The 25,604-nt window shown below is 54.2% G+C and carries 20 protein-coding genes; 11 read left to right on the forward strand and 9 right to left on the reverse strand.

Annotated features, from left to right (window positions below; all coding sequences use genetic code 11):
- Position 1 precedes the first annotated feature (1 nt).
- The 4 genes from recB to K0H79_RS09870 all read left to right on the forward strand — a co-directional run bounded on the left by recB (position 2) and on the right by K0H79_RS09870 (position 8,641).
- Positions 2-3,661 (forward strand): exodeoxyribonuclease V subunit beta, encoded by a 3,660-nt coding sequence (gene recB, locus K0H79_RS09855; protein WP_220075670.1) that lies wholly within the window; start codon positions 2-4, stop codon positions 3,659-3,661.
- Entirely contained in the window at positions 3,658-5,553 is a 1,896-nt protein-coding gene (gene recD / locus K0H79_RS09860; protein ID WP_220075671.1) for an exodeoxyribonuclease V subunit alpha, read from the forward strand. Before recB ends, recD begins: the two co-directional genes overlap by 4 nt.
- 99 nt (positions 5,554-5,652) lie before the next feature.
- Positions 5,653-6,663 (forward strand): D-alanine--D-alanine ligase, encoded by a 1,011-nt coding sequence (locus K0H79_RS09865; RefSeq protein WP_220075672.1) that lies wholly within the window; start codon positions 5,653-5,655, stop codon positions 6,661-6,663.
- A 256-nt stretch (positions 6,664-6,919) separates the two neighbouring features.
- Positions 6,920-8,641, forward strand: coding sequence for an AMP-binding protein (locus K0H79_RS09870; protein WP_220075673.1), 1,722 nt, complete (start codon positions 6,920-6,922; stop codon positions 8,639-8,641).
- Between the two features lie 112 nt (positions 8,642-8,753).
- Here the strand turns inward: K0H79_RS09870 and K0H79_RS09875 are convergent, their stop codons facing one another.
- The 4 genes from K0H79_RS09875 to dapA all read right to left on the reverse strand — a co-directional run bounded on the left by K0H79_RS09875 (position 8,754) and on the right by dapA (position 15,314).
- Positions 8,754-11,858 (reverse strand): efflux RND transporter permease subunit, encoded by a 3,105-nt coding sequence (locus K0H79_RS09875; RefSeq protein WP_220075674.1) that lies wholly within the window; start codon positions 11,856-11,858, stop codon positions 8,754-8,756.
- A complete protein-coding gene (locus K0H79_RS09880) occupies positions 11,855-12,940 on the reverse strand; it encodes an efflux RND transporter periplasmic adaptor subunit (RefSeq protein WP_220064684.1) in 1,086 nt (361 codons plus the stop codon). Before K0H79_RS09880 ends, K0H79_RS09875 begins: the two co-directional genes overlap by 4 nt.
- A 385-nt stretch (positions 12,941-13,325) precedes the next feature.
- Positions 13,326-14,390 (reverse strand): outer membrane protein assembly factor BamC, encoded by a 1,065-nt coding sequence (gene bamC / locus K0H79_RS09885; protein ID WP_220078141.1) that lies wholly within the window; start codon positions 14,388-14,390, stop codon positions 13,326-13,328.
- 42 nt (positions 14,391-14,432) lie between these two features.
- Positions 14,433-15,314, reverse strand: a complete 882-nt coding sequence (gene dapA, locus K0H79_RS09890; protein WP_220064685.1) for a 4-hydroxy-tetrahydrodipicolinate synthase — start codon at positions 15,312-15,314, stop codon at positions 14,433-14,435.
- A 172-nt stretch (positions 15,315-15,486) separates the two neighbouring features.
- Here dapA and K0H79_RS09895 point away from each other — a divergent pair, with 172 nt between their 5' ends.
- Positions 15,487-16,014: a glycine cleavage system protein R gene (locus K0H79_RS09895; protein WP_220064686.1), complete on the forward strand. Its 528-nt coding sequence runs from the start codon at positions 15,487-15,489 to the stop codon at positions 16,012-16,014.
- 231 nt (positions 16,015-16,245) lie between these two features.
- Complete coding sequence (gene bcp / locus K0H79_RS09900) at positions 16,246-16,710, forward strand: thioredoxin-dependent thiol peroxidase (protein WP_220075675.1); 465 nt, start codon at positions 16,246-16,248, stop codon at positions 16,708-16,710.
- Positions 16,711-16,805: 95 nt separating this feature from the next.
- Here the strand turns inward: bcp and K0H79_RS09905 are convergent, their stop codons facing one another.
- Both K0H79_RS09905 and K0H79_RS09910 read right to left on the reverse strand, forming a co-directional pair.
- A complete protein-coding gene (locus K0H79_RS09905; protein WP_220075676.1) occupies positions 16,806-17,924 on the reverse strand; it encodes an AI-2E family transporter in 1,119 nt (372 codons plus the stop codon).
- Positions 17,925-17,981: 57 nt separating this feature from the next.
- A complete protein-coding gene (locus tag K0H79_RS09910; protein ID WP_220075677.1) occupies positions 17,982-18,212 on the reverse strand; it encodes a sulfurtransferase TusA family protein in 231 nt (76 codons plus the stop codon).
- Between the two features lie 103 nt (positions 18,213-18,315).
- Between K0H79_RS09910 and K0H79_RS09915 the strand changes: the two genes are divergently transcribed.
- From K0H79_RS09915 to K0H79_RS09925, 3 genes are all read left to right on the forward strand, one after another.
- Positions 18,316-19,785, forward strand: coding sequence for a M48 family metalloprotease (locus K0H79_RS09915; RefSeq protein ID WP_220075678.1), 1,470 nt, complete (start codon positions 18,316-18,318; stop codon positions 19,783-19,785).
- 92 nt (positions 19,786-19,877) lie between these two features.
- Positions 19,878-20,228, forward strand: coding sequence for an arsenate reductase (glutaredoxin) (gene arsC / locus K0H79_RS09920; protein ID WP_220064691.1), 351 nt, complete (start codon positions 19,878-19,880; stop codon positions 20,226-20,228).
- An 8-nt stretch (positions 20,229-20,236) separates the two neighbouring features.
- Complete coding sequence (locus K0H79_RS09925; protein ID WP_220064692.1) at positions 20,237-20,629, forward strand: DUF2069 domain-containing protein; 393 nt, start codon at positions 20,237-20,239, stop codon at positions 20,627-20,629.
- A gap of 162 nt (positions 20,630-20,791) precedes the next feature.
- On the opposite strand, the gene hda is transcribed toward K0H79_RS09925, so the two are convergent.
- Positions 20,792-21,502, reverse strand: coding sequence for a DnaA inactivator Hda (hda, locus tag K0H79_RS09930; protein WP_220075679.1), 711 nt, complete (start codon positions 21,500-21,502; stop codon positions 20,792-20,794).
- An 87-nt stretch (positions 21,503-21,589) separates the two neighbouring features.
- Positions 21,590-22,741, reverse strand: a complete 1,152-nt coding sequence (locus tag K0H79_RS09935; RefSeq protein ID WP_220064694.1) for a DUF2066 domain-containing protein — start codon at positions 22,739-22,741, stop codon at positions 21,590-21,592.
- Between the two features lie 207 nt (positions 22,742-22,948).
- On the opposite strand from K0H79_RS09935, the gene K0H79_RS09940 reads away from it, so the two are divergent.
- Positions 22,949-24,178: a uracil-xanthine permease family protein gene (locus K0H79_RS09940; protein WP_220064695.1), complete on the forward strand. Its 1,230-nt coding sequence runs from the start codon at positions 22,949-22,951 to the stop codon at positions 24,176-24,178.
- 112 nt (positions 24,179-24,290) lie between these two features.
- Here the strand turns inward: K0H79_RS09940 and grxD are convergent, their stop codons facing one another.
- Positions 24,291-24,623, reverse strand: coding sequence for a Grx4 family monothiol glutaredoxin (gene grxD / locus K0H79_RS09945; protein ID WP_011760032.1), 333 nt, complete (start codon positions 24,621-24,623; stop codon positions 24,291-24,293).
- Between the two features lie 242 nt (positions 24,624-24,865).
- Here grxD and sodB point away from each other — a divergent pair, with 242 nt between their 5' ends.
- A complete protein-coding gene (sodB, locus tag K0H79_RS09950) occupies positions 24,866-25,450 on the forward strand; it encodes a superoxide dismutase [Fe] (RefSeq protein ID WP_011760033.1) in 585 nt (194 codons plus the stop codon).
- Positions 25,451-25,604: the final 154 nt, after the last annotated feature.

The raw sequence follows: 25,604 nt of genomic DNA on the forward strand, positions 1-25,604 counted from the left end.
GATGCAAGCCTCGATGCCTTTGGATGCCTTTACCCTGCCTTTTGACGGTGCACGCCTGATTGAAGCCAGCGCCGGCACAGGCAAAACCTACACCATCGCCAATCTGTATTTGCGCCTCTTGCTGGGTATTGGCCAGCCGCGTCCTTTCAAAGTGGAAGAAATCCTGGTGGTGACTTTCACCAATGCCGCCACCAGCGAGCTCAGAGACAGGATCAGACGCCGAATTCAGGATGGCTTTCGCCTCTGCCTCGGTGAGCCCAGCGAAGACAGATTTCTCACTCAGCTTCTAGACGCACTCCCCGACAGACAGCTGGCCCTACGGCAGCTGGACCTGGCACTCAAGACCCTGGATGAAGCGGCCATCTACACCATCCACGGCTTTTGCCAGCGGGTTTTGTCGGATATGGCCTTTGAGTCTGCGCTACTGTTTGAAAGCGAATTTACCCTGGACGACAGCGAACTCTTGTCCATGGCAGCCGCAGATTTCTGGCGGGCGCACTGTTATCCCCTGAGCACAGACATCGCGGCCCTGGTGCAGGAAAAATTTGCCTCGCCCAGGGCGCTGGAGATAGAGCTTAGGTCACTGCTTGGGGCAAGAGATGCCGCCGTCGACATTCGGGTGGATGATTTCAGTGAGCTTGCCAGCGGATTCAGTGCAAGAATCGCCAGGCTTCGTCTGGCCTGGCAACGTCAGGCAGAAGACACCCTCACCGCACTCACTCAATTGCCCCTTAACGGCGTGAGCTACGGTAAGGCCGCAGATGGGTTCCCCAAGCTTAAAAATCACTGGGATACCATGACGGCATGGGCGCTTCGCGGTGAAGGCTCGCCGCCTGAAAAAGCCATGCAGGCACTCGCCTATGGCAATATCAAGCTCAACAAAGGGGGGCAATTGCCGGGCCCTGAAACACTTTCGCTTCTGGTGCAAATTGATGAGCTGCTGCACGCGCAGGAAAACCTGTTGCCGGCATTTCTGGTGCTTGCCAGAAACGAGATACAGGCACGATTCGATGCCCTCAAGGCCGAACGCAATCTCATGGCGCCGGATGACCTGCTGAAACACCTGGCCAAAGCGCTTGGCGTTCAGGGGTCAGGCTCAGTGCCTGTGTCCGACATCGATAGGGATATCGCCCTCAGACTATCTTCAGAAGTAGCCAGCCGTTTCCCCATGGCATTGATTGACGAATTTCAGGACACAGATCCACTGCAGTTTGCCATTTTCAGTGCCCTGTACCGTCAGCAGCCAAAGGCTCAGGGGCTACTGATGATTGGCGACCCCAAACAAGCCATTTATGCCTTTCGGGGCGGCGATATTCATACCTATCTGGGGGCAAGACGCACCGCGGCGGCCCACTATAGCCTGGGTACCAATTACCGCTCTTCCAGCGCCATGGTGCAGGCGGTCAATGCCGTCTTCAGTGCCCGGGAGCGGGTGTTTTTAAGTGATGAAATCCCCTTCGAGCCGGTTGCAGCCTCCGATAAAGGTGCCAAAACGCTGCTGATTGATGGCAAGCCCCAGGGGCCTGCACTGCAAATCGCCTTACTTGGGGAAGACCCCGAAAAGGGATTAAATAAACAAACGGCCAGAACCCTGATGGCAGAAGATGCTGCTGCCCATATAGGCCAGTTGCTCGGTCTTGCGGCAGATGGCCGTGCGGTACTTGCCGACAAGCAAAGGCCGCTCTTGGCCAAAGACATTGCCGTGCTGGTCAGAGACAGAAACGAAGCGGCATTTATCAAAGATGCCCTCACCCGACGCAATATCGGCGCCGTGTTTTTGTCCCGGGACAATGTGTTTGCCACCAAGGAAGCCTCGGAGCTGCTGCATGTGCTGGCCGCACTTGCCCAGCCAAGGGATGAAAAACGCCTTCGTGCAGCCATGGCCACCCGGCTGATGGGCTGGACCCTCAGCGAGATAGCGGCCTTCAATCAGGACGAGGAAGCCCGTCGCCAGGCACTGGAGTGTTTTGAGCGCTGGCATCAACGCTGGCAAAAACAGGGTGTCATGCCCGCCTTAATGGCCTTTGCCGACGACACCCGACTGCTTGAGCGCCTCGGGGGAGATAACGAAGCCGACAGGCGCCTGACCGACTTTCGCCACCTGTGCGAATTGCTCGAGCAGGCCGCGGCGTCGCTCGACGGTATAAGTGCGCTCCTCGGCTGGTTTGAGCAGGCGCTGCTGGACCCCGGCAGTGACGAAGCCATGCAGCTGAGGCTCGAGAGCGAACAAAACCTGGTACAGATAGTCACCATCCACAAAAGTAAGGGGCTGGAATACGGCCTCTGTTATATCCCCTTTTTAAGTCTGGCCAGAGACAGTCGCGGCAAGCCTTCGCCACTTGTCTACCACAAGGATGACAGGCTGGTGTGGGATCTGCTGCAAACCGATGAAGGCGTCGAATGCTATGATGCCGAACGTCTGGGTGAAGATCTGCGTTTGCTGTATGTGGCGCTCACCCGCCCTGTGTACGGCTGTCGTCTGGGGCTTGCCAATCACAGCCGCATGCTCAAAGCCGGGATAAGCAGTGAAGTGCACAAGACCGCATTGGGCTTCTTGCTTGGCATCGACAGCAAGGATTGCGACATCAACGCACTGCGCCAGGCCGCAGAGCGCGTCTGCAGCCATGCAAATAGCAGCGATATCATGGGTGTAGCGGACATTATCCAAGATGATCTGACGCCCCTTGAAAGTGCAGAGCCTGCAAGCACCGAGCCCCCAAGAGCGCGAACCCCAAACCGCATTGGCGAAGAAGCCTGGCGCGTTGGCAGCTATTCGGCGCTGATTGCCCAGGGAGCTGGCCATACAGAACACCATAGTGATGCCGCATGGACCAACGAAGAAACCACGGTCCCCGCCATTCCAGGCGCTGGCGATGAGTCGTTTTCAGTGCTGGAGCTGCCGCTTCCCTTTGAACAGTCGGAATCTCAGGATGCCGCTGCACTGAGCCGGTTTTCTTTCCCACGTGGCGCCAATGCCGGCAGCTTTATGCACCAGGTACTGGAGCTTATCCGCTTTGATGCAGTGGCCGAAACCTTGCCCGAAGTGCTGCCCGATGCCATGGCCCATTTTGGTATCGAAAGCCTGTGGCAACCTGTGTTGGATGCCTGGTATCAGGATCTGATGCAGGCGCCACTTCAGGATGACAAAGGCCTGTTTTCGCTGGCCGTCCTGGCACCTGCCAACCTGCTGGTTGAAATGGAGTTTTACTTGCCTGTCACCCGGCTTAAGCCCGGGGCTTTGGGGGATTTGCTGGCACTCTATGGTTATCGCTGTGACTTTGGGTTCGATACCCTTAACGGCATGCTCAAGGGCTTTATCGACCTTTGCTTCAGCCATGACGGCCGCTATTACATCGCCGATTACAAGTCCAATCATCTGGGTGATACCCTCGACCACTATCACAGGGACGCCATGCACACTGCAATCCGGGATCATCACTACGATTTGCAATACCTGCTCTATACCCTGGCGCTGCACCGACTGCTGAGAAGCCGGCTGGCGAACTACGACTATGACAACGACTTTGGCGGTTGTTTTTACCTGTTCCTCAGGGGCATGTCGGCCTCATCTCCCGGTACGGGCGTGTATTTTGACAAGCCCCCCAAGCTATTGATCCAAGCGCTGGACGCCTTGTTTGAAGGTCAGGAGATCCGGCTATGATTGAACTTTCACGCAAGCCCTGCAGCAGCGACGCCCTCAAAGATCAGCTGAAACTGTGGCAATCACAGGGCGAGCTGTCATCACTGGACCGCCACTTTGCCCTACAGATGGCCGAGCTTCACAATGACAATTCGCCGCTGATGCTGCTGATGTGCGTTTTGGTCTCAAGGCAGCTTTCCCGTCAGCATCCCTGTCTTGATTTAAGCGCATTGATGCTCGCCAACCCAATGGGCACACGTCAGGCGCAGCTGCGCATTGTCGCTGATTACCCAGCACTTTTGCGTGCCATTGCCAATCTCGATGCCGTTGGCACCCCGGATGAAAACAAGCCGCTGATTTTAGAGGGTAAACGTCTCTACCTTAAGCGCTATCAGGGCTTTGAGAGCCGGGTAGCGGCGCGGCTGAACGCCATGGCAGGCACTGAGCTCGGTACTCATCCCCACACGGCGGCGCTGCTGGAGTCGCTCTTTGGGGCAGGCAACAAGGACATCGACTGGCAAAAAATTGCGGTGGCCACCGCCGCAGGAAAACAGCTGACTGTCATCACAGGTGGCCCGGGCACCGGTAAAACCACCACGGTAACCAAGTTGCTGCTACTTCTGTCACTGTCGTCTTCCTTAAATATCCGCATGGTAGCCCCCACGGGGAAGGCGGCGGCCAGGCTGTCGGAGTCCATCAAGGCCAGCAAGCAGCGTCTGGCGCAGGAGTTAAACTCACCCCTCATATCCCAAGTCGCCATTGAAAACCTGCCGGAAGATGCCTCGACCCTTCACCGTCTACTTGGCTATCAACCCGGTAACCACAGATTCCGCCACCACAGAGACAATCCGCTGGATTTGGACTTATTGCTGGTGGATGAGGCCTCCATGGTGGATTTGCCCATGATGGACCGCCTGCTCGATGCCCTGCCAAGCCACGCCCGGTTAATTTTGCTGGGCGATCAGGACCAGCTGGCTTCAGTGGAAGCCGGCGCTGTGCTTGCGGATATTTGTGAAGGCGCGCGCCAGGGTTACCGCTACAGCGCGGTACAAACCGCACACATCGAGGCGCTGACAGGTACAAGGCTTGCTCACAGCGCAGACGCCCCCGGGCTTGGCGATAATCTGTGCCGACTGCTCCACAGCCACAGATTTGCCGAAGACGCCGGTATTGGGCAGCTCGCCATGGCGGTAAATGAAGGCGACAAAGACAAAGTCGCTGCGGTTTGGCGCAGGAACTATGCCGAGCTCTGCTGGATCTCCGGCGACAACAGTGATGGGCTCGCAGCCCTGGTGCAACTCGCCAAATCCGCCTACAGCGAGTATTTACAGGCGATGAAACAGCAAGCCGACCCGAAAACCATACTGCAAAAGTACAATGAATTTCGCGTGCTCTGCGCCATGAAAAACGGCGAGTATGGGGTTGAAGGTATCAATAGGGCCGTCACCGCTGCCCTTGCCAGAGCCGGGCTGATACAGCCAAGCCAGGAGTTTTATGCCGGGCGTCCGGTCATGATCCAGAGTAACGATTACAGTCTTGGGCTCTTTAACGGCGACATTGGCATACTGCTCCCGGTAGAGGGGGACAACCAGCGTCTGATGGCTCATTTTATTCAAAGTGATGGACAGGTACTTAAAGTCCTGCCGGCAAGACTGCCGGGACACGATACCTGCTACGCCATGACAGTGCACAAGAGTCAGGGCAGTGAATTTGCCTCGGTGGCGCTGTCCCTGCCGCCACAGCCTACGCCTTCGCAACAGAGTTTGATTGGCCGAGAGCTGATTTACACCGCCATTACCCGGGCCAAGTCGAAGTTTACCTGCCTGGGGACAGAGGCACTGTTTGAGGCCGCAACTGAGCGTCGTACCGAGCGGGCGTCGGGGCTTGCAGAGCGCTTGTGGCATGAGTATTAAATCTCAGTCATCTTCCTTGCGCCCCCTACGCGGGCTCATTACACTGCTCCTTTTGCCGGGAAAAGTCTTTACGCCGGTTTTACGTCTTTTGGAGACAAAATGAACAAATACAATCTGGTGCTGCTCTGTGGTGGCGGTGGCAGCGAACACGATATCTCTTTGCTTTCGGCCAAATACTTCGAGTCGTGCCTGGCTTCCCTGCCCCGTTTCAATACCCTGTGGCTTGAGCTGACCGCTGAAGGCCAATACCGCACCCGCGAAGGCGAGATTGTAGAGCTGACCAACCGCCGTGAAATACGTTTTGCCGACGAGGCAAAGGCGCCCTGGCCAGTGGATTACGTCATTCCCTGCATCCACGGTTACCCCGGCGAAACCGGCGATATTCAGTCCTGGTTTAACCTTATCCGCCTGCCCTATTTTGGCTGTGGCTCGGAGGCCTCCAGCAACTGTTTTAACAAGATCACCGCCAAAATGTGGTTCAGTGCCCTCGGCATCCCCAATACGCCTTATCTGTACCTCGATGAGCCAAGCGATGAAGCCATCGCCCGGGTGGAAGCGGCGTTTGATGAATGGGGCAGCGTCTTTATCAAGGCCGCGAGTCAGGGCTCATCGGTGGGCTGCTTCCCTGCCCATCGCCGTGAGGATATTCCAGGGCTTGTCTGCAAGGCCTTCGAATACGCCCCCTTCGTAGTGGTAGAGAAAACCATCAAGGCCAGAGAGCTGGAAGTGGCTGTGTATGAGTATGAGGGCGAAATCGTGGCGACCCGCCCCGGCGAAATCGTCTGTGCCGCCAACACCTTTTACAGCTTCGAAGAAAAATACGACACCAAGAGTCAGGCTATCACCCATGTGGAAGCACCAAATGTGGACGAAGAAACCGTTGCTGCCATTCGTGACTATGCGGTGCGGGCCTTTAAAGGCATGAAGCTGCGCCACCTGTCGCGCATTGATTTCTTCCTGACACCAGACAATCAAATCCTGCTGAACGAGATAAATACCTTCCCGGGCCTTACCCAGATTTCGATGTTCCCGAAGATGCTGGCCCATCACGGCCATGATTTTGCAACCTTCCTGGAGCAGGCCATATTGGCGGAGCTCGAAGGGCGCTGATACCAGAGCCTGAAATTCAAGCCAGCAGATTTGCTGGCTTTTTTATTGCGTATCGCATCTAAAATGGTGTTTTTCGCGCAAGATCATTGTATTAGCCTTTAGTATAAAGCGGCATTGTGGCGCTTGTCCTTGGCATCGCCTTTTGGCTAGAGTCAGAGTTCACCGGTTTGGCCACTCAGGAATGGGCAGCAAACCGGCACAACAGGAATAACGACAACAATAACGACAAATCAACAAGCAACGCCATGGAGGCTTTATGCACATGTCCTCAGACCACACAGCGCCCACCCCTTTTCCACTTACCCAGAGCCATTATCGAGGCAGCGACACCCCTGAACTTATTCAGGACACCATAGGCCGCTACCTTGAATGCATTGCCAACCGCTATCCCGACCATGATGCCATCGTCATGCATCATCAGAACATCCGCTGGAGCTACCGAAAATACCTGACCGAAATCGACCGATTGGCCACAGGCCTGCTGGCACTTGGCATAGGTCCGGGAGATAGGGTCGGAGTTTGGTCACCCAATAACATTGAATGGTGTCTGACCCAGTTCGCCACCGCCCGCATCGGCGCCATCATGGTGTGTATCAATCCTGCTTACCGCCCCGAAGAGCTGGAATACGCCCTGGTGAATGTGGGCTGTAAAGCCCTTATCACCCATGACAAATTTAAAAGCAGTGATTATCTGGCGATGCTGCAATCACTGGCGCCGGAGCTGGCCCACTGCGAAGCAGGACAGCTGCAATCGAGCCGCTTGCCGGACCTGAAGTTGGTCATTCGCACCGGCAGTGAGGCAACGCCGGGCATGCTTAACTTTGATAAGGTGTGTGGCCTCGGCAGCGATGCCGAATATGCCGACCTTGCAGGAATAAGCGACACACTCTCCCCCTTCGATCCCATCAACATCCAATTTACCTCAGGCACCACAGGCAACCCCAAGGGTGCGACCCTGTCTCACCACAATATTCTCAATAACGGCATGTTGGTGGCCAAAGGAATGCGTTTCAGTCATCTGGACAGGCTTTGTATTCCGGTGCCGCTCTATCACTGCTTCGGCATGGTGCTGGGTAATCTGGTATGTGTTGCCACGGGTGCTACAGCCGTTTTCCCCGGTGATGCCTTTGACCCGGCCACCACACTTGCCGTCGTGGAAAAAGAGCGCTGCACCGCGCTGCACGGCGTGCCCACCATGTTTATCGCCGAGCTGGAGCTCGCCAACTTTAGCCACTACGACTTATCCAGCCTGCGCACCGGCGTGATGGCCGGCGCCACCTGCCCGGAAGAAGTGATGAAGCGGGTGCAGACCCTGATGCACATGCAGGAAGTGGTAATAGGTTACGGTCAAACCGAATGCAGCCCCATCAACAACCTCACCGAAATCGACTCGTCGCTGGAGCTCAGGGTCTCCACGGTTGGCCGGGCGCTCGCCCACACCGAGGTAAAAATCGTCGATGTCTTTGGCAAAACCCAGCCCATTGGTGAGCCGGGAGATGTGTGCAGCCGGGGTTATTGTGTGATGCTGGGCTACTGGAACGACGACGCCAAAACCCGCGACACCATAGACAGCGAAGGCTGGCTGCATTCAGGTGATCTGGGCGTGATGGATGAGCACGGCTATGTTCGCATTGTCGGGCGGATAAAGGACATGATCATCCGCGGCGGCGAGAACATCTATCCCCGGGAAATCGAAGAGAAGCTCTTTACCCACCCACAGGTGCAGGATGCTGCGGTATTCGGGGTGCAAAGCGATAAGTATGGCGAGGAGGTCTGCGCCTGGATCAAGCTGCGCCCGGGCGCCAACCTGGACGAGCAGGAAATTCGCCACTTCCTCACCGAAAAAGTGGCTTACTTCAAGGTACCACGGTACATCAAGTTTGTTGACAGTTACCCGATGACAGTCACAGGTAAACTGCAAAAATTCCGGATGCGGGAACTCATGTACGAAGAGCTTTATCAGGACATCAATCGCTGATCTGATTATGTCCATCGCAATAAAAAAGGCCTGAACCAAGTTCAGGCCTTTTTGCTGTCATTTAAGCTCAATGCTTGTGAGCAGAGTACTGGTAAGCTCAGTACTTATAAGCTCAGTGTTTGGCTTTACCCGCAAGCTCAGCTTCCAGCTTTTGCGCCACCGCATCGGGCGAGCCCGAATGCCGTGCAAAGAGCGCATAGGCGGTTGGAATAACCATCAGGGTAAAGATGGTGGCCAGTATGATGCCTGACAGCACCACCACACCAATCACAAAGCGGGTTTCAGCACCGGCGCCCTGTGCCATCACCAAGGGCACAGCACCGGCAGCCGTGGTAATACCCGTCATCAGAATGGGTCTTAAGCGCTGGGTAGAAGCGGTAAGCAGTGCCTCGATAAAATCAACGCCTCTGTCACGCAACTGGTTGGCAAACTCCACGATAAGAATACCGTTCTTCGCCGCCAATCCCACCAACATGATAATGCCTATCTGGCTGTAAATATTGATGGTTTGCCCTGTAAGCCACAATCCAATCAAGGCGCCCAGCGTCGCGAGCGGCACTGTGAGCATAATCACCGCAGGGTGAATATAACTCTCAAACTGAGCGGCCAACACCAGGAATACCACTCCGAGGGCCAGCACAAACACAAAGTACATGGAGTTACCGGACTCCTGATAGTCAAGGGACTGGCCCTTGTAGCTCACCACCGCCTCAGCAGGCAAATAGGTGCGTACTATGTCGTTCAGATAATCCAGCGCCTCACCCAGACTGTAACCATCCGCCAGGTTGGCTTCGATGGTAATGGCACGCATCCGGTTGTAGCGGTTCAGACTGGAAGCGTCGGCAAATTCCTCCACATGCACCAGGTTCGAAAGCGGGATCAGCTCACGGGTACGGTCAGAGCGAACATAGATGTTCGACAGATCCTGCGCCGTATTCTGCTTTGCCCTGTCGCCTTCAATGATGACATCATACTCTTCACCATCGCGCATAAAGGTCGTCACCAGACGGGAGCCCAGCATGGATTCCAGCGTACGGCCGATATGGGAGATGGATACGCCCAGATCGGCGGCTCTGTCCCGGTCAATAACCACGCGGAACTGAGGTTTGGTTTCCTTGTAGTCGTGATCCAGCGCCAGCAGTTTGGGGTTTTCCGCGGCCTTGGCCAACAGAATGTCCCGCCACTGGGCAAGCTCCTCATAGCTTGGGCCACCAATCACAAACTGCACGGGTTTACCGACACCGCGGCCGAAACCCTGACGCATAATGGGAAATGCCTGCACACCCGCCAAATCAGACAGTTTGCCGCGAATATCATTCATGATGTCGAAAGCATTACGGCGGGCCGACCAATCCTCGAGCACGATAATGGCCATACCGTTGGAGAAATCAGCCGAGCGGCCAAAACCACGGGGAGCACGAATAAGCAAACGCTTGATTTCGCCGCTCTCGACCATGGGCATCAGGCGCTCTTCCACTTCATTCATGTACTTTTCAATGTACTCATAGCTTGCACCCTGGGGGCCATTCACCATGAGGAACATGGAGCCCCTGTCTTCGCGTGGAGCGAATTCCTGAGGCACCTTTTGCATCATCCACACGCTGAGCCCAAGGGCGGCGATAACGGTGAGACTCACCGCCAGCGGATGGCGAATGGTCCGCTCAAGGGAGCTGCGATAAGTGTGTTCGAGCCAGTCCATCCCCTTATCGACTTTCTTCACCAACCAGGAGCTTTCACTGGTGGGGCGCAGCAGCTTGGAGCACATCATGGGGCTTAAGCTTAAGGCCACCAGGCTTGAGAACATCACCGCCGCGCTCATGGTGACGGCAAATTCTTTAAAGAGTTTGCCCAGGTCACCCTCAAGGAACGTGATAGGCATAAACACCGCCACCAACACCAGGGTGGTTGCCACCACCGCAAACGCCACTTCACGGGCACCGAGGAATGAGGCCACCAGCGGGCTTTCCCCTTCTTCGATACGGCGGTGAATGTTTTCCAGCATCACAATGGCATCGTCCACCACCATACCGATGGCAAGGATCATCGCCAGCAACGTCAGCAGGTTAATGGTGTAGCCAAGGGCGTAGAGCACGATAAAGGTACCCAGCAGTGACACAGGCACTGTGACCGCAGGGATAAGCATGGCGTGAACACTGCCAAGAAACAGGTAAATCACCAGAATAACCAGCACCATGGCAATGATAAGCGTGGTGTAAACCTCTTTAATGGAGGCTTCAATAAACACCGAGCTGTCGTAGCTGCGCTTGATTTCAATGCCAGGTGGCAGGGTCGGGTTAATTTGATCAACCAACTTGTTTACCGCCCGCGCCACCTCAAGGGTGTTGGCGGTGGACTGCTTGGTCACCCCCAGGCCAATCATGGACTCGCGGTTACCGCGGAACATGATGCGCTCTTCTTCTGAGCCCAATTCAATCTTGGCCACATCACCCAGTTTCACCAGATAACCATCGTCACCCTGGGCCAATACCAGGTTGGCAAAGTCTTCCGAGGTTCGGAAGGTACGTTCGAGGCGCACCGTGAAATGACGTTCTTTGGACTCCACCGAGCCTGCCGGCAGCTCCACGTTTTCTGAGCGCAGTTTGGACTCGATGTCAGCAACCGTCAGATTTCGGGCCGCCAGCGCCTGACGGTCAACCCAAATGCGCAGCGCATACACCTTGCCGCCACCGAGACGCAGCATGGCCACCCCGTCAACCGCCGAGAAGCGGTCGGCAAGATAGCGGTTGGCGTAATCGGTGAGCTCCAGCGTGTTCATGCTGTCCGACACCAGGTTGAGCCACATGATGACTTCATCGCCGCCGTTGGCTTTACGGATCTCCGGTGGGTCAGCCTCTTCGGGCAGGTTGTTGAGCATACTCGATACCCGGTCACGGATATCGTTGGCAGCCGCTTCGATGTCTCGGTTGATGTTGAACTCCAGAGTCACCGATGAACGACCGTCACTGGAAGAGGAGCTGATGTGGCGAATACCCTCTACCCCGCTGACGCGGTCTTCCACCAACTGTGTAATGCGGCTTTCCACCACAGAGGCACTGGCGCCACGGTAATTGGTTTCGATGGACACCACGGGTGGGTCTATGTGGGGATATTCCCGCAGTGGCAGCTTATCAAAGGCCACCAGACCAAAGGCAATCAGCAACAAGCTGATCACTGAGGCGAATACCGGGCGTTTAACAGAGAGATCTGTCAGGATCATGCAGCGTTCTCCTCATCGGAGGAAACGGATGCACTGAAGTGTTCTTTAAGTTCAGGGGTCACCTGGTCGCCGGGGCGGACCTTGAGGATCCCGCGGATCATGATGGTTTCGCCGAGCGCCAGACCATCAACAATTTCGGCCCAGCCACGCTTGCGAAGGCCGATGGTCACTTCACGGCGATCCACCTTGTTATCGGCGCCCACCATGTACACATAGTGGCGGTTTTGCAGCGGAATGATCGCCGATTCAGGCACCATAATGGCTTCGCGACTGGTTTTAATGAGGCGAATTTTCATCAACATGCCAGGCAGCAGCTTGGCATCCGGGTTGGGAATTTCGGCGCGCACTGTTACGGCCCGGGTAGAAGGATTCACCCGACTGTCGATGGAGGTCACCTTGCCGGTAAAGAGCTGGCCTTCGTAGGCAACGGCCTGTGCTTCAACCGCCTTACCGGGATGCAACTGAGGTAAAAAACGCTCGGGAACTGCAAAATCCAGCTTGATAGTGGAAATATCATCGAGGGTTGTTACGGCGGTGCCGGGCGTTACCAGCGCGCCGGGGCTGACCTGGCGCAGACCGAGGCGGCCGGCGAAGGGGGCTGTAATAGCACGGTCACGCAGTGCAGATTCGGCCTGCTCCAGCTCGGCGCGGCTCGTATCAATCAGGGTTTGCAGGCGGTCACGTTCAAGCTCGGCCACGGTTTGACTGGTTACCAGCGAACGGATACGGTCGAATTCGCGCTGATTATCAATAACCTTCACCTTGGCAACCTGAACCCGGGCGCGCTGCTCTGCATCCTGAAGCTGAACCAACAATTGTCCGGCGCGGACTATATCGCCATCGCTGAAGTTTACCTTGGTAGCAACATCGGTAACCTTGGCAGTGATGGTAACTGACTCGTTGGCATGGGTTGTGCCGAGGGCTTCAACTTCATCACGTACTTCCTGAGTGGCTACCTTGGTCACGACGACATTGGGTACAGGGCGAGGACGAGCTGGCCCACTGGTGGACTCATCCAGAGAATACAGATACCAGGCACCCGCACCCCCTACAAGGGCTAAAAGAAACGCTATCTTTTTCATGTGACTTCCGAAGTTCAGGCTGTGTTATCGTTATCGCCCACCAATAGGCGGACGCCGGCTTTCCGGTTAGAGGCTAGTTTACCTGCGAGCAACCGGGCTTCAACACGTTTTACTTTTCCTTACAAAATACGCTTTTATGACAGTTCTGGTTCAAAAGTACGTCGTGCGGCTTCATCTGGTTTCGGAAGTGACTTGTGCTTGATGTCGGGCTGACCTCAGTGCATCTCCCTTTGACATCTGCCAAGGAAAGCCAATTGAGTGATTATGCAATTAGCCGCTAAAACCCCAATAAAAAAGAGGCCTTAAGGCCTCTTTTTTATTGGCTGCTTGAAAAGCAAGCGGGTTAATTGAACTGAGTTTGCCAATCAGAATTACGCAACGGTAATCAGCGGACTTTTCTGTCTTCTTTCATCAGCTCGGCGAGTGCGCGGTAAATTTGAGCGACCTTCTCGTCGGCCAGTGGGCTGTCTTCCTTATCGAGGATATGCAACTCGCTGGTGCCCTTGGTTTCACCGTCTTTGACTTTCAGCTTATAGGTGCCCTTGTTCAGCTCAAGCTTGGCATCGCCCCACAGCGAACTCCAAAATCCGGAATTGTCGCTGTAGTTCAGGAAGTAAACCCCCTTGCTGCTGTCCATATCGGCAATTTCGAAGCCCATTTCAGGCAGTACCAGGCGCAAGCGGCCCCATACCTGATTGAAATCACCCTGGGCCAAATAAAAGGCATCGCCCTCTTCAGCACCATCCACCAGCTCTACACCAATACCCAGACTCTCACGGAGGCGCTTGGCATTGATGGCCTGTTCACGCTTCACGGCCATATAGGCAATGGAGTTGTTTAGCATGTCAATGGTGTAACGACGCTTGTCATCAGCAGACAATGCAGTCTTAAGGTCATCACCATCATAGCTTTCCTGATGGTCAATCAGGTTGATGCTTACCGCACCGGTACGGCCATGGGGTCGCACTTCAACCTGATATTGGTAACGCTGTTTCAGGGTAAAGACCTTGTCTGAACCCAAGAGACTGGACTCCAGCACTTCCTGGGTCTCAATCCAACCGGTTTCCAGGGTGCCTGAAGCAAAGTCTTCTTTTACGATTTCAATGTTACGGCTTTGCAGGTGATCTTTGAGCAGACCAAAAATCTCCTGTTTCAGATCCAGACTGTTGTCGAACGACTCAACAATGACCTTTACGTTATCCGAACCTTCTTCCACCCGAGTGCCTTCAGCCATTGGCAGCACCTGCAGCGGTGGACGTATATCGAGGTTTTTACCAACCAATTCACGATTGGCCTTGGCACCCAGAGTAGGGATATCGTATTCGCGGCTGTAGTTGGGGGACTTGAGCCCTTCTGGTACTTTCAGCGGCGCTGTGGTTTGTGCGTTCACGTACTCATCGTTCCCGTTGGCCTGACGGCGCTCCATTGGCGTGGTGCAACCAGCGGCCATGGCAACGAGAACGAATGGGGTAATTTGTTTCAACTTCAAGACTTAGACCTCCAGTCCAGCTTTTTTCATGGCATCGAGCAGTAGACCATGGCAGGACTCAGAAAGTTCAGTCAGTGGCAAACGAATAAAACCCTCCTTGATGAGTCCCATACGATGGGCAGCCCATTTCACCGGGATAGGGTTGGCTTCGCAAAAGAGTGTGCTGTACAGACCACGCATGGGCTCATCGGCCGCCAAAGAGCCTTCGATGTCACCGGCCAGCGCCAGTGCGCACATCTTCTTAAACTGAGCAGGCACTATGTTGTTGGCAACCGAAATCACCCCATCACCGCCGGCCAGCAAAAATTCACGGGCAGTGGCATCATCGCCGCTGTACAGCAAAAAGTCGGGGCCGCAAAGTTCGCGCAGGCGGGCCACGCGGCTCACATCACCCGTGGCTTCTTTGATGCCGATGATGTTAGCTACGTCGCAAAGCTCAGCCACGGTCTCAGGCTTCATGTCCAGCGCGGTACGGCCAGGCACGTTATACAAAATTTGCGGGATGTCAGTGGCAGCAGCCACCGCTTTATAGTGGGCAACCAGGCCTTTAGGCGTAGGCTTGTTGTAGTAAGGCGTTACCCCCAGCATGGCCGCAACACCCGTTGCAGACAATCCCTGGGTCAGTTCAATCGCCTCTGCAGTGGCATTGGCACCGTTGCCACCGATAACCGGAATACGGCCCTTGGCATACTCAACGGTTTTGGCCACCACATTGATGTGTTCTTTCATTGGCAGAGTAGCCGATTCGCCCGTGGTCCCCACGGCCACAATGGCATCGGTGCCATTGGCGATATGAAACTCGACTAAACTCTCAAGACTTGCAAAATCCACTGAGCCATCACTGTTCATAGGCGTGATTAAGGCTACGATGCTTCCGTTTATCATCTGACTTCCCCAAGGTTGCAGGATTCGCTATGGTACTGACCCCTATGGCGATTGACAAGCCATTTACAGGGCTCTCAAAAGGATTTGTTTGTGGTAGCATTGGCGCGCGTCAAAACCACTGCCGATGTGGTTAAAAAGACGCCAAGACAACGACACAAAAAGAGGAACCTACATGACCAATTACCTGGTCGTCACCGCCATGGGATCCGATCGTCCCGGTATCGTCAGCAAACTCGCCCGTCTGGCCAGTGACTGTGATTGTGATATCGTCGACAGCCGCATGGCGCTTTTCGGCAATGAATTTACCTTGATCATGATGGTGTCCGGCTCCTGGGCCGCCATCACCAAAATTGAAGCCGCCCTGCCCCCATTGTCTGTGGAAATGGAGCTGCTGACCGTGATGAAGCGCACTTCGCGCCACACCCCGCAAAACTACGTGTCGCGGATTGAGGTGGAGTTCCACGGTAAAGATCAGCGCGGCACCATGAAGCGTATCACCCAATTTTTGGCCGACCGTTCACTGGATCTGGCGGCGGTGCGCTCAAACGCCGAGGAAACAGAAGCCGGAGATTCCATCCAGCACGTGTTCCTCGCCATCAATATTCCTGAAAAAGTTGAACTGGATAAGCTCGAAAAGAGTATTCATGAACTGGCAAGCGACATGTCTCTTGCCTGTCAGATCAAGAGAATGCAAAGCTGAACCGGCCTAAGGAAGGTGCGAACAAGTCCTCGCACAGCTCTGGCTTTGATAGCGTCGACAGTTCAAGGCATTCAACTGAGGGCATGCCGAGGCCTGCTGAAGTTGAATAACGCCGAAATGGTGTTGCTATCAAAGCCCCGCAGGGCGTGGCTTACAGCGGTATCTGCTGTTAAACTCACGCAGAGCAAGCACGGGACTTATTCGCACCTTCCCTAACCAAAAGGACAACCAATGAATACCTTGAAAGCAGGCGATAAAGCCCCGCAATTTACCTTGCCCAATCAAAATGGCGAGATGATTTCCCTGGCTGAATGCCTCAAGAATGGGCCCGTACTGGTGTATTTCTATCCCAAGGCGCTGACGCCCGGCTGCACCGACCAGGCCTGTGGCCTGCGTGACAGCAAGCCGCAGCTCGATGCCAAGGGCGTGACCGTGTTTGGTATCAGCCCGGACCCTGTTGCCAAGCTGAAAAAGTTCGACGAGAAACACGGTCTGAATTTCCATTTGCTGTCCGATGAAGACCACGCCGTAGCCGACGCCTTTGGTGTCTGGGGCGAGAAGAAATTCATGGGCAAGGTGTACGACGGCATTCACCGTTTGAGCTTTATCGTTGGCACCGATGGCATCATCAGCCAGGATTTGACCAAGTTCAAAACCAAGACCCATCACGAAACTGTGCTGGAAGCCCTTGACTAAAACTGGCGATAACATCAACACAGTAAAAAAGGCCCTGGTGGGCCTTTTTTATTATTGCTCTGAGTGACTTCTACGTAGATTCTGCGGAGGCCAGCTTATTCACTGACAGCTTTATCGGTTATACCGTTACCCGCTGAGCCGTAACCATCTGCTTTATCGGCCGTATGATTCCGCGGCCACACGTTAACCACAGCTTTAACGAGGGATGCCAACGGAATGGCGAAAAACACACCCCAGAAGCCCCACAGCCCACCAAACACCAACACAGCGGCGATGATGATAACCGGGTGTAAATCCACCGCATCGGAGAACAGCACAGGTACCAGCACGTTCCCATCCAGCGCCTGAATAATGCCGTAGCCCAGCATCAGATAACCAAATTCAGGAGAGAAACCCCACTGAAAAAAGCCAACCAGTGCAATCGGCAGGGTCACCAGGGTCGCACCCACGTATGGGATCAGCACTGACAGACCGGTCAGCACCCCCAGCAGCGCCGAGTATCTCAGCCCCATAAAGGCAAAGAACACATAACTCACGGCGCCAACAATAATGATTTCAATCACCTTGCCGCGAATATAGTTGAAAATCTGCTGGTTCATCTCACCCCATACCTTGCGGGCAAGTTCACGGTTGCTGGGGAAAAAGCGTTTGCTGCCGCGGATAAGCTCTTCTTTGTCCTTCAGGAAGAAGAACACCAGCAGCGGCACCAAAATGGTGTACACCATGAGCACCAGCAGCGACGCTGAGAAGCCCAGAATTTGCTTACCGATATCTAGCAGATGCTGAGTGTCCAGCATGCGCTTAAGCTCGGTTTCCATGGCTATCACCTGTTCGGCGCTGACGTATTGAGGATACTTCTGGGTGAGATCCTCAAGGTAGCCCATGCCTTTATCGAGCATGGCAGGCAGCTCGGTCAAAAGCGACATGCCCTGCTTCCAGAGACTTGGCACCAAACCGAACACCATCAACAGCACGATGCCGGCAAACAGCACCAACATCAGCGAGGCGCCCGTGGTGCGGTTTACACCAATGCGGGACATTTGAGCCACCGGCCACTCGAGCAAAAAGGCCAGTACCAACGCCACCAACAGGGGCGCCAGCAAACCACCGGCAAAATAAATCAGTGCCCAGAGGCCAAAAAGAATAAACAGCAGGGTCACTGCCTGGGGGTCACTGAACTTGTCCTTGTACCAGCGAGTCACGAATTCGAGCATTGGGGCTCCTTACAGATAAGATCGCTATGGTTACTGAATATGGGTTACTGAATACGGTTACTGTGTATGGGGCACGTGGCTGATAAGAAGTTTAAGGCAAGTGTGGTCGTCCTGGGTACACTCTACCAAGTAACCCCGTTTTTCCAAAAACGCGGGAACATCACGGCGGGATCCATGGTCCAATAGAGCAACTTCAAGTGTTTCACCGGCCGGTAATTTTTTTAACGCCAGCTTCACCTGCACCAGAGGCACAGGACATCGAAACGCTGTTAAATCGATAAAAACCATAATGAACTTGCCTTCGTTAAACCCGGGCTATTATCCTTGCTTGCACGCTAAACCACAAGCGACTTGCCCAAGGCCGGACACCAACACAGGGACCTTTATCCTCTTGCGTAATTTGACACTTTCCAGACTGACAAAAACGCTCGCCGCGGCGGGTTTATCCATCATGCTCACCTTACCGGCGGCCAAGAGTTTTGCGAGCAACGATTTACCCGATCTTGGTACAGCAGCGGTCAACACCTTCAGTCTGGAAAAAGAAATGGTTTACGGGGATGCCTACATGCGGGTCATCCGCTCATCGGCGCCCCTGCTGAACGACCCTGTACTGAGCCAATACCTCACTGAACTGGGCAACAAGCTTGTCGCCAATGCCACCGGCGTGAAAACGCCTTTTTACTTTTTCTTGCTGCGTAACGACGAAATCAACGCCTTCGCATTTTTCGGGGGCCATGTGGGCGTGCATACGGGGCTGTTTTTAAACGCTGACACCGAGAGTGAACTGGCATCGGTACTGGCGCACGAAATCACCCACGTCACCCAGCGCCATTTGGCCCGCTCGTTGGAAGCACAGCAAAAATCGGGGCCTGCCACCATAGCTGGTCTCCTTGGTGCAATATTGCTGACCATCGCCGCTCCCCAGGCGGGCATGGCGGCGCTGGCCACCACCCAGGCCCTCGCTACCCAGTCAAAAATCAACTACACCCGTCAGCACGAAAAAGAAGCCGATCGAATCGGGATGCAAATTTTGGTGGAAGCCGGGTTCGACCCCGAAGCGGCAGCGGACTTTTTCGGTAAGATTGCCAGTCGTTACCGCTTTACCACCAAGCCGCCACAAATGCTGCTGACACACCCCTTGCCTGAGTCGCGCATCAGCGAAGCCCGCACCCGGGCGACCCAATACCCTCACAAGTATGTGCCGGACAGTTTGAACTACCATTTGGCCCGTGCCAGAGTGCAGGTCAGGTTCTCCAGTTACAGTGAAGAAGCGGCGCTGAATCTGTTTGAAAAACAACTGTCACGCCACAGTTATACCTTTGAAAGTGCAGCCCTCTATGGCAAGGCACTGGCACTTTTTCGACTGAAGCGTTTCGAAGAGTCAGAAGCCATCATCGACAAATTGCTTGCCCGGGATAACAACAATCTCTTCTATCTCGATACCAAAACCGATTTGCTCGCTGAGCGCAAAGATTTCCAGGCAGCCATTACGCTTCTCGAGGCGAAGCGTAAACTCAAACCTACCTCTCAGGTAATCAACGCCAACCTCGCGAACGTGTATATCGAAGCCGACGAGAGTGCGAAGGCCATTCCACTCATGGAAGACATGGTGTTCCTCGACAGGCAAAATCCACTGCCCTACCAGTTGATGACACAGGCCTACCGAAAAGCAGGCAATAAGGCACTGGAGCACTTTTCCACCGCCGAAACCCTGGCACTTGCAGCAGATTACAAGGGAGCGGTAGATCAGCTTAACTTTGCCTATCGCTACACCAAGGACGATGCCTTGCAACTGGCGCGCATTGAAGCCCGCATTCGCCAGTTTAAAGATGCCGAAAGAGCTCTGGACGAACTAAAGTAGCCGGATTTTCAAACAGGCCCCGCCACTGACGGGGCCTGTTTTTTTTGATATCATCTGCGCCAATTTTTATGGCATTAAAATCGGAATCCATAATGACAAAAGCCGTTATTTTGCATAATCCTCGCTGCTCCAAAAGCCGCGAAACACTGGCGCTGCTGGGTGAACAGGGTGTTGATATTGAAGTCGTCGAATACCTGAAAGAGACCCCGGATGCCACAGAAATTGCCCGCATCTTATCCCTGCTTGGGATTGGTGCACGGGAACTGATGCGTACCAAGGAAGAAGAATATAAGGCACTTGGTCTGGATAACCCTGCGCTGGATGAGGCCGCATTAATCGACGCCATGGTGGCCAACCCCAAGCTCATCGAGCGCCCTGTGGTACTGGCTAACGGCAAGGCAGCCATTGGCAGGCCTCCCGAAAACGTACTTGAAATTCTTTGAGGTGTCCTGTGCTGTCAAACACCGCGTTACTGCTGACCATTAACCGTGTGGGGTACCTCGCGCTGCTGCTGGTGATGGCCTACTGGTTTGTGCTCGGGCCCAACAGTCAGGACTATTCCCTCGTTTTTAACCTGCTGTGGTTGGTGCCTTTATTGCTGCCACTGCCGGGGCTGATGAAAGGCAATCCTTACACCCATGCGTGGGCAAGCTTTGTGCTTTGCCTGTATCTGCTGCACGCACTGACCCTGGTATACATCGCAGGTGATTGGTTGTGGTTTGCATGCCTTGAGCTTGCGCTATTGGTGCTCCTGTCAGTCACCTTCCCGTTTTACGCCCGCCATCGCGGTCGTGAACTCGGCCTGGGACTTAAGAAAAAGTCCAGGGAAAAAGCCGACGAGTGAGACGCTTTCAGGCACAAAAAACGCGGCAATATGCCGCGTTTTTTATGGGACGATACCGTTGAAACCTTTTCATTAAAAATGTTTTCTTTCGAGGAATTTTTAAAATAATCCCAATATGTTCGAATGGTTAACTTATTACAATTTTTCACTGCCAGACGTGAATTAAAGCCGCAGCATCTCTTTAACAAAAGGAATGGTCAATTTACGCTGATGGACCATGGACGCCTTATCCAGCCGGTCGAGTACATCAAACAGTGTACGTAAATCTCGCGCCATGCGATTAAGTAAAAACCGCCCCACGTCTTCCGGTAGCTGCAGTCCGCGCATAGCGGCACGGCGTTGCAATGCCGCGAGTTTCTCATCGTCCATCATGGGCTGGAGCTGGTAAGTCAGCCCCCAATGCATTCTGGACACCAGATCCGGCAGCACAAAACCGGCCTCCATGGGCGAGGCACTGGCACTGACTATCAAGCTGCCACGTTTTTGCTCTGCTACCCGGTTGTAGAGATCAAATATTGCCTCTTCCCAAAGCGGGTGACCAGCCACCGCATCCACATCATCGATACAGATTAGGTCAAACTGCTCAAGCCCCTCCAACAAGGCCGTGGAAATGCTGGCATGAATACCCAGTGGGATATAGAAGCTGCGGCGCTCCAGCTCATTGGCTCTGGCGCAGGCGGCGTGAATGAGATGAGTGCGTCCCGACTTGACAGGTCCCCAGAGATAAATAGCCTGCGCTCCGTCACCACTTGCCGCCGATTTCAGCGCGCCGATAAGCTCATCATTACCTGCTGCGGGGTAATAACTGGTAAAGGTCTCATCGTCTGGCAAATGAACGGGCAGGGACAACTGCAATGGGGGATGTTGTGTCACTCGGTTACTTCTCAATCTATCTTGTGGCACCTGAATAAAAACGGCGTCAGTGTAACACGGACGCCGTTAAATTCCGAGCCGGAAGGCTCACAGGCCTCGCCATTGGTAACGATTTGGCTGCACAGGCACACCGGGCACTTCCAGGATCTCTCCCGGCTGAACAGCGGTGGCGAAAGGATCGACAATCACACCGTCCTGTTGGCTGCTATTGTCAGCGTCACCCTGCGGCTGAAGCCGCGGCTCCAGTGCCAGGGTGCGCCTGAGCTCATCCTCGCTGCCAAAGAGTACCAGCGCAAAACGCAGTGAATCCCCTTCGATACTCACCAAGCGGGCAGACTTAACCATGGAGAGCTGCCCCAGGTAAGTCTCGATATCGACCACTGCTTTCAGGCGGTCCACGCCGGTAAACACCAATTCGGTTTCACTTTCCTGGCCGGTTCCGGTCACAGCGTAACGGGAAACGTAGAAGGAGCTCATACCGGACAGAATGGCACTGATGGCACTGTCGAGATTTTCTGCGCTGCCCTCGACCTGATTTACCGATTGCAGCTGTGTCGCCATATCGCTTTGGGCCTGACGCGGATAAAGCGCCAGCCGGTATTCATAGCCTGTCCCTGCTGCTTCCAAAGTCGCCAGTGCAAAAAAGTCCGACTGATATCGACGGGATGCCTGGGCTACTTCGTCTGCGAAAAATCCTCTGACGGAATTGATATTGGCCGCCATCATGTCGTCCAAATCCAGCAAGGGAAACAGTAAAGGCACACCGGCCTGGGCGCTGGCATCATTAAACTGACTGCGAATGGGCAAATCCGATTGGTCGCCCAGCAACACCTTCTCCCCTTCACCGTCGGTGGCTAACCACAACAGGGTCAGGGGGCGTTGTTTGCCCCACACAGGCAATTGAGCGTTACGCAGTGTAGCCGTGACCCGGGCACTGTCGAAACTCGCCCGAACGTACAAACGGCCATCGTTTTCAACGTAACCGTACTGGCTCAGTACTGAGCGCGCTTTTGCAATCAACGATTGCACTTCGGCATTGGCCAGTGTTTCCGTGCTGCCACTGTTTTTCACCAACACCTTGGCCAACGCATCTTTAATGGCCTGTTCAAGCTCAGCACTGCTTCTGGAAGTGACAGCAACATCGGCCTCGTTCAAACGGCTGACCTGAACCGCCTCGGCGCTCACATGGCCAAACAGCAGCCCAAGACCCAATGCAACTTTGAGAAAGGATTTCATCATGAAAAATGGTCGTTCCCAACAATGATAGAGCGGCAGTGTAACATACTTACAGCGCGGCAACACAGCGACAAAAAGAGGCACCCGGGTCAGTAATTGCCCAATTTTGTCCTTGTACGCCAAGGAGTTCACAAAAAAACGATCCTGACTTATCAAAATGCCAACAACTGGTAGAATGGGAAGATTTTTAACCCTACAGGATATAACAAAATGAATAGACTCCTGCTTCCCCTGCAGGGCGCACAAATGTTATTTGTGGCCTTTGGGGCACTGGTGTTGATGCCGCTGTTGACGGGCCTGGATACCAGTGTTGCGCTCTTTACCGCCGGCATAGGCACCTTGTTGTTTCAGCTGATCACCCGCCGTCAGGTACCCATATTCCTCGCCTCCTCCTTCGCCTTCATCGCACCCATCATGTACTCAGTACAGATGTGGGGCGTCGCTGCGACCATGGGCGGCTTGGTTGCGGCTGGCTGTGTGTATCTGGGATTGTCCACGCTGGTAAAACTTCGCGGGGTTGGCTTTATCCATCGCCTGTTACCCCCGGTGGTGGTTGGCCCTGTGATCATTATCATTGGTTTGGGCCTGGCGCCCGTCGCGGTGAATATGGCGCTCGGTAAGAGTGGCGATGGCAGCCTGGTACTGGTTGAAGGAAACACCGCCCTTATCATCTCGCTGCTGTCTCTTATCACCACAGTATTGGTTGCCGTGCTGGCAAAAGGCTTACTTAAGCTGATGCCCATTCTCGCCGGTATTCTGGTGGGGTATGTGGCCAGCCTGTTTTATGGCGTTGTAAGCTTCGATGCCATGACCAATGCGCCCTGGTTTGCCATGCCAAGCTTTACAGCACCGGAGTTCCACTGGCAGGCCATACTCTTTATGATCCCCGTGGCCATTGCTCCAGCGGTCGAGCACATCGGCGACATATTGGCTATCTCCAATGTCACCCGTAAAGACTTTATGAAAGACCCCGGCCTGCACCGCACCCTTGCCGGTGACGGCGTAGCCACCATTGCTGCAGCCGCCTTCGGTGGTCCACCCAATACCACCTATTCAGAAGTGACAGGTGCGGTAACATTAACCCGCAACTTCGACCCCAGGATCATGACCTGGGCGGCGATTGTGGCCATCTTGCTTGCGTTTGTTGGCAAACTCGGCGCCTTGATGCAAACCATCCCCGTGCCTGTGATGGGCGGTATCATGTGCTTGCTGTTTGGCTCAATTGCCGCAGTGGGCCTGAATACCCTCATTCGCAATCAGGTGGATTTGGCCTGCCCGCGCAACCTGGCCATTGTGGGCGTGACCCTGGTGTTCGGTATTGGCGGTATGGCCTTTGGTATTGGCTCATTCAGCCTCACCGGCATCAGTTTGTGCGGTATTGTGGCGATTTTGATGAATCTGGTGTTGCCACCTTCGGCGCCCGAGCCTGAAAGCCCATAATCCCTGAAGGTCCATGGGCAATGTCATTCAGTACCAAGGAATAGAGTACTGAATAACAGCCACAAAAAAGCCCCGCTTGGCGGGGCTTTTCGTATAAGGCAGAACCTGAAGCTTATTCTTCAGTTTTGTACTTGGCGGCAACTTCTTTAATGAGTGGCTGCAGTTCGCCCTTCTGGAACATCTCGGTCAGGATGTCACAGCCACCAATCAACTCACCTTCGACCCACAGCTGCGGGAAGGTTGGCCAGTTGGCATACTTGGGCAGCTCAGCACGGATATCCGGATGTTGCAGGATGTCCACATAGGCAAACTGCTCACCAATGTTAATCATCATCTCGGCAACGCGGGCAGAGAAACCACAGCTTGGCAGCTTTGGAGAACCCTTCATGTACACAATGATTGGGTTTTCAGCAATTTGCTGCTTGATTCTTTCTACTGTTTCCATTTTGATTCCTGACTTGGCATCCCCATAGGGGCTTTGATGTCTTACACGTGGCCTTTATTGTACGCCAGTGGACGCAGGAACAAAATCCCACAGTTTGTAAGGTTATGTCACTATTTGATTTTTCGATAAGCACTATCGCCCGAAAACCCCAAAGAATGATTCACATCACAGATTTTCCGAGTACAATATTGGCCAGTGAGCAAGAACGTGAAAAACGTATAATCGTCCATGGAGAGATACTAATGGCTTTCGAATTACCCCCACTGCCATACGCAAAGAACGCACTTGAACCCCATATTTCCCAGGAAACCATCGAGTACCACTACGGCAAGCACCACAACACCTACGTGGTTAAGCTGAACGGCCTGATCCCAGGTACCGAGTTCGAAGGCAAGAGCCTGGAAGAGATCGTAAAGACCTCCACCGGTGGTGTGTTCAACAACGCTGCTCAGGTTTGGAACCACACCTTCTACTGGAACTGTCTGGCCCCTAACGGCGGTGGCGCTGCCACTGGTCCGGTTGCCGATGCCATCAATGCTGCTTTCGGTTCTTTCGAAGAATTCAAAGCCAAGTTCACCGACGCCGCTGTTAACAACTTCGGCAGCGCCTGGACCTGGTTGGTTAAGAAAGCCGACGGCACCGTTGCCATTGTAAACACCAGCAACGCCGCTACTCCGCTGACCGATGATTCTGTTACCCCAATCCTGACTGTGGATGTGTGGGAGCACGCTTATTACATCGATTATCGCAACGTACGTCCTGACTACCTGGCCCACTTCTGGGAACTGGTTAACTGGGACTTCGTAAACCAGAACTTCGCTGGTTAATACAAGCCGTTGCCTCGTTAAAAAGGAGCCTGATGGCTCCTTTTTTATTGTCATTTTTCCTTAGTCAATCCCACTACATCCCCTATTACCTCGAATCAACGCACTTGCAACTGTTGCTTTTGCAACTATTTGTCATTGTTTTTTCAGGATTTTT

The sequence above is a fragment of the Shewanella sp. FJAT-52076 genome, from assembly GCF_019457455.1.
Lineage (GTDB): Bacteria > Pseudomonadota > Gammaproteobacteria > Enterobacterales > Shewanellaceae > Shewanella > Shewanella zhangzhouensis.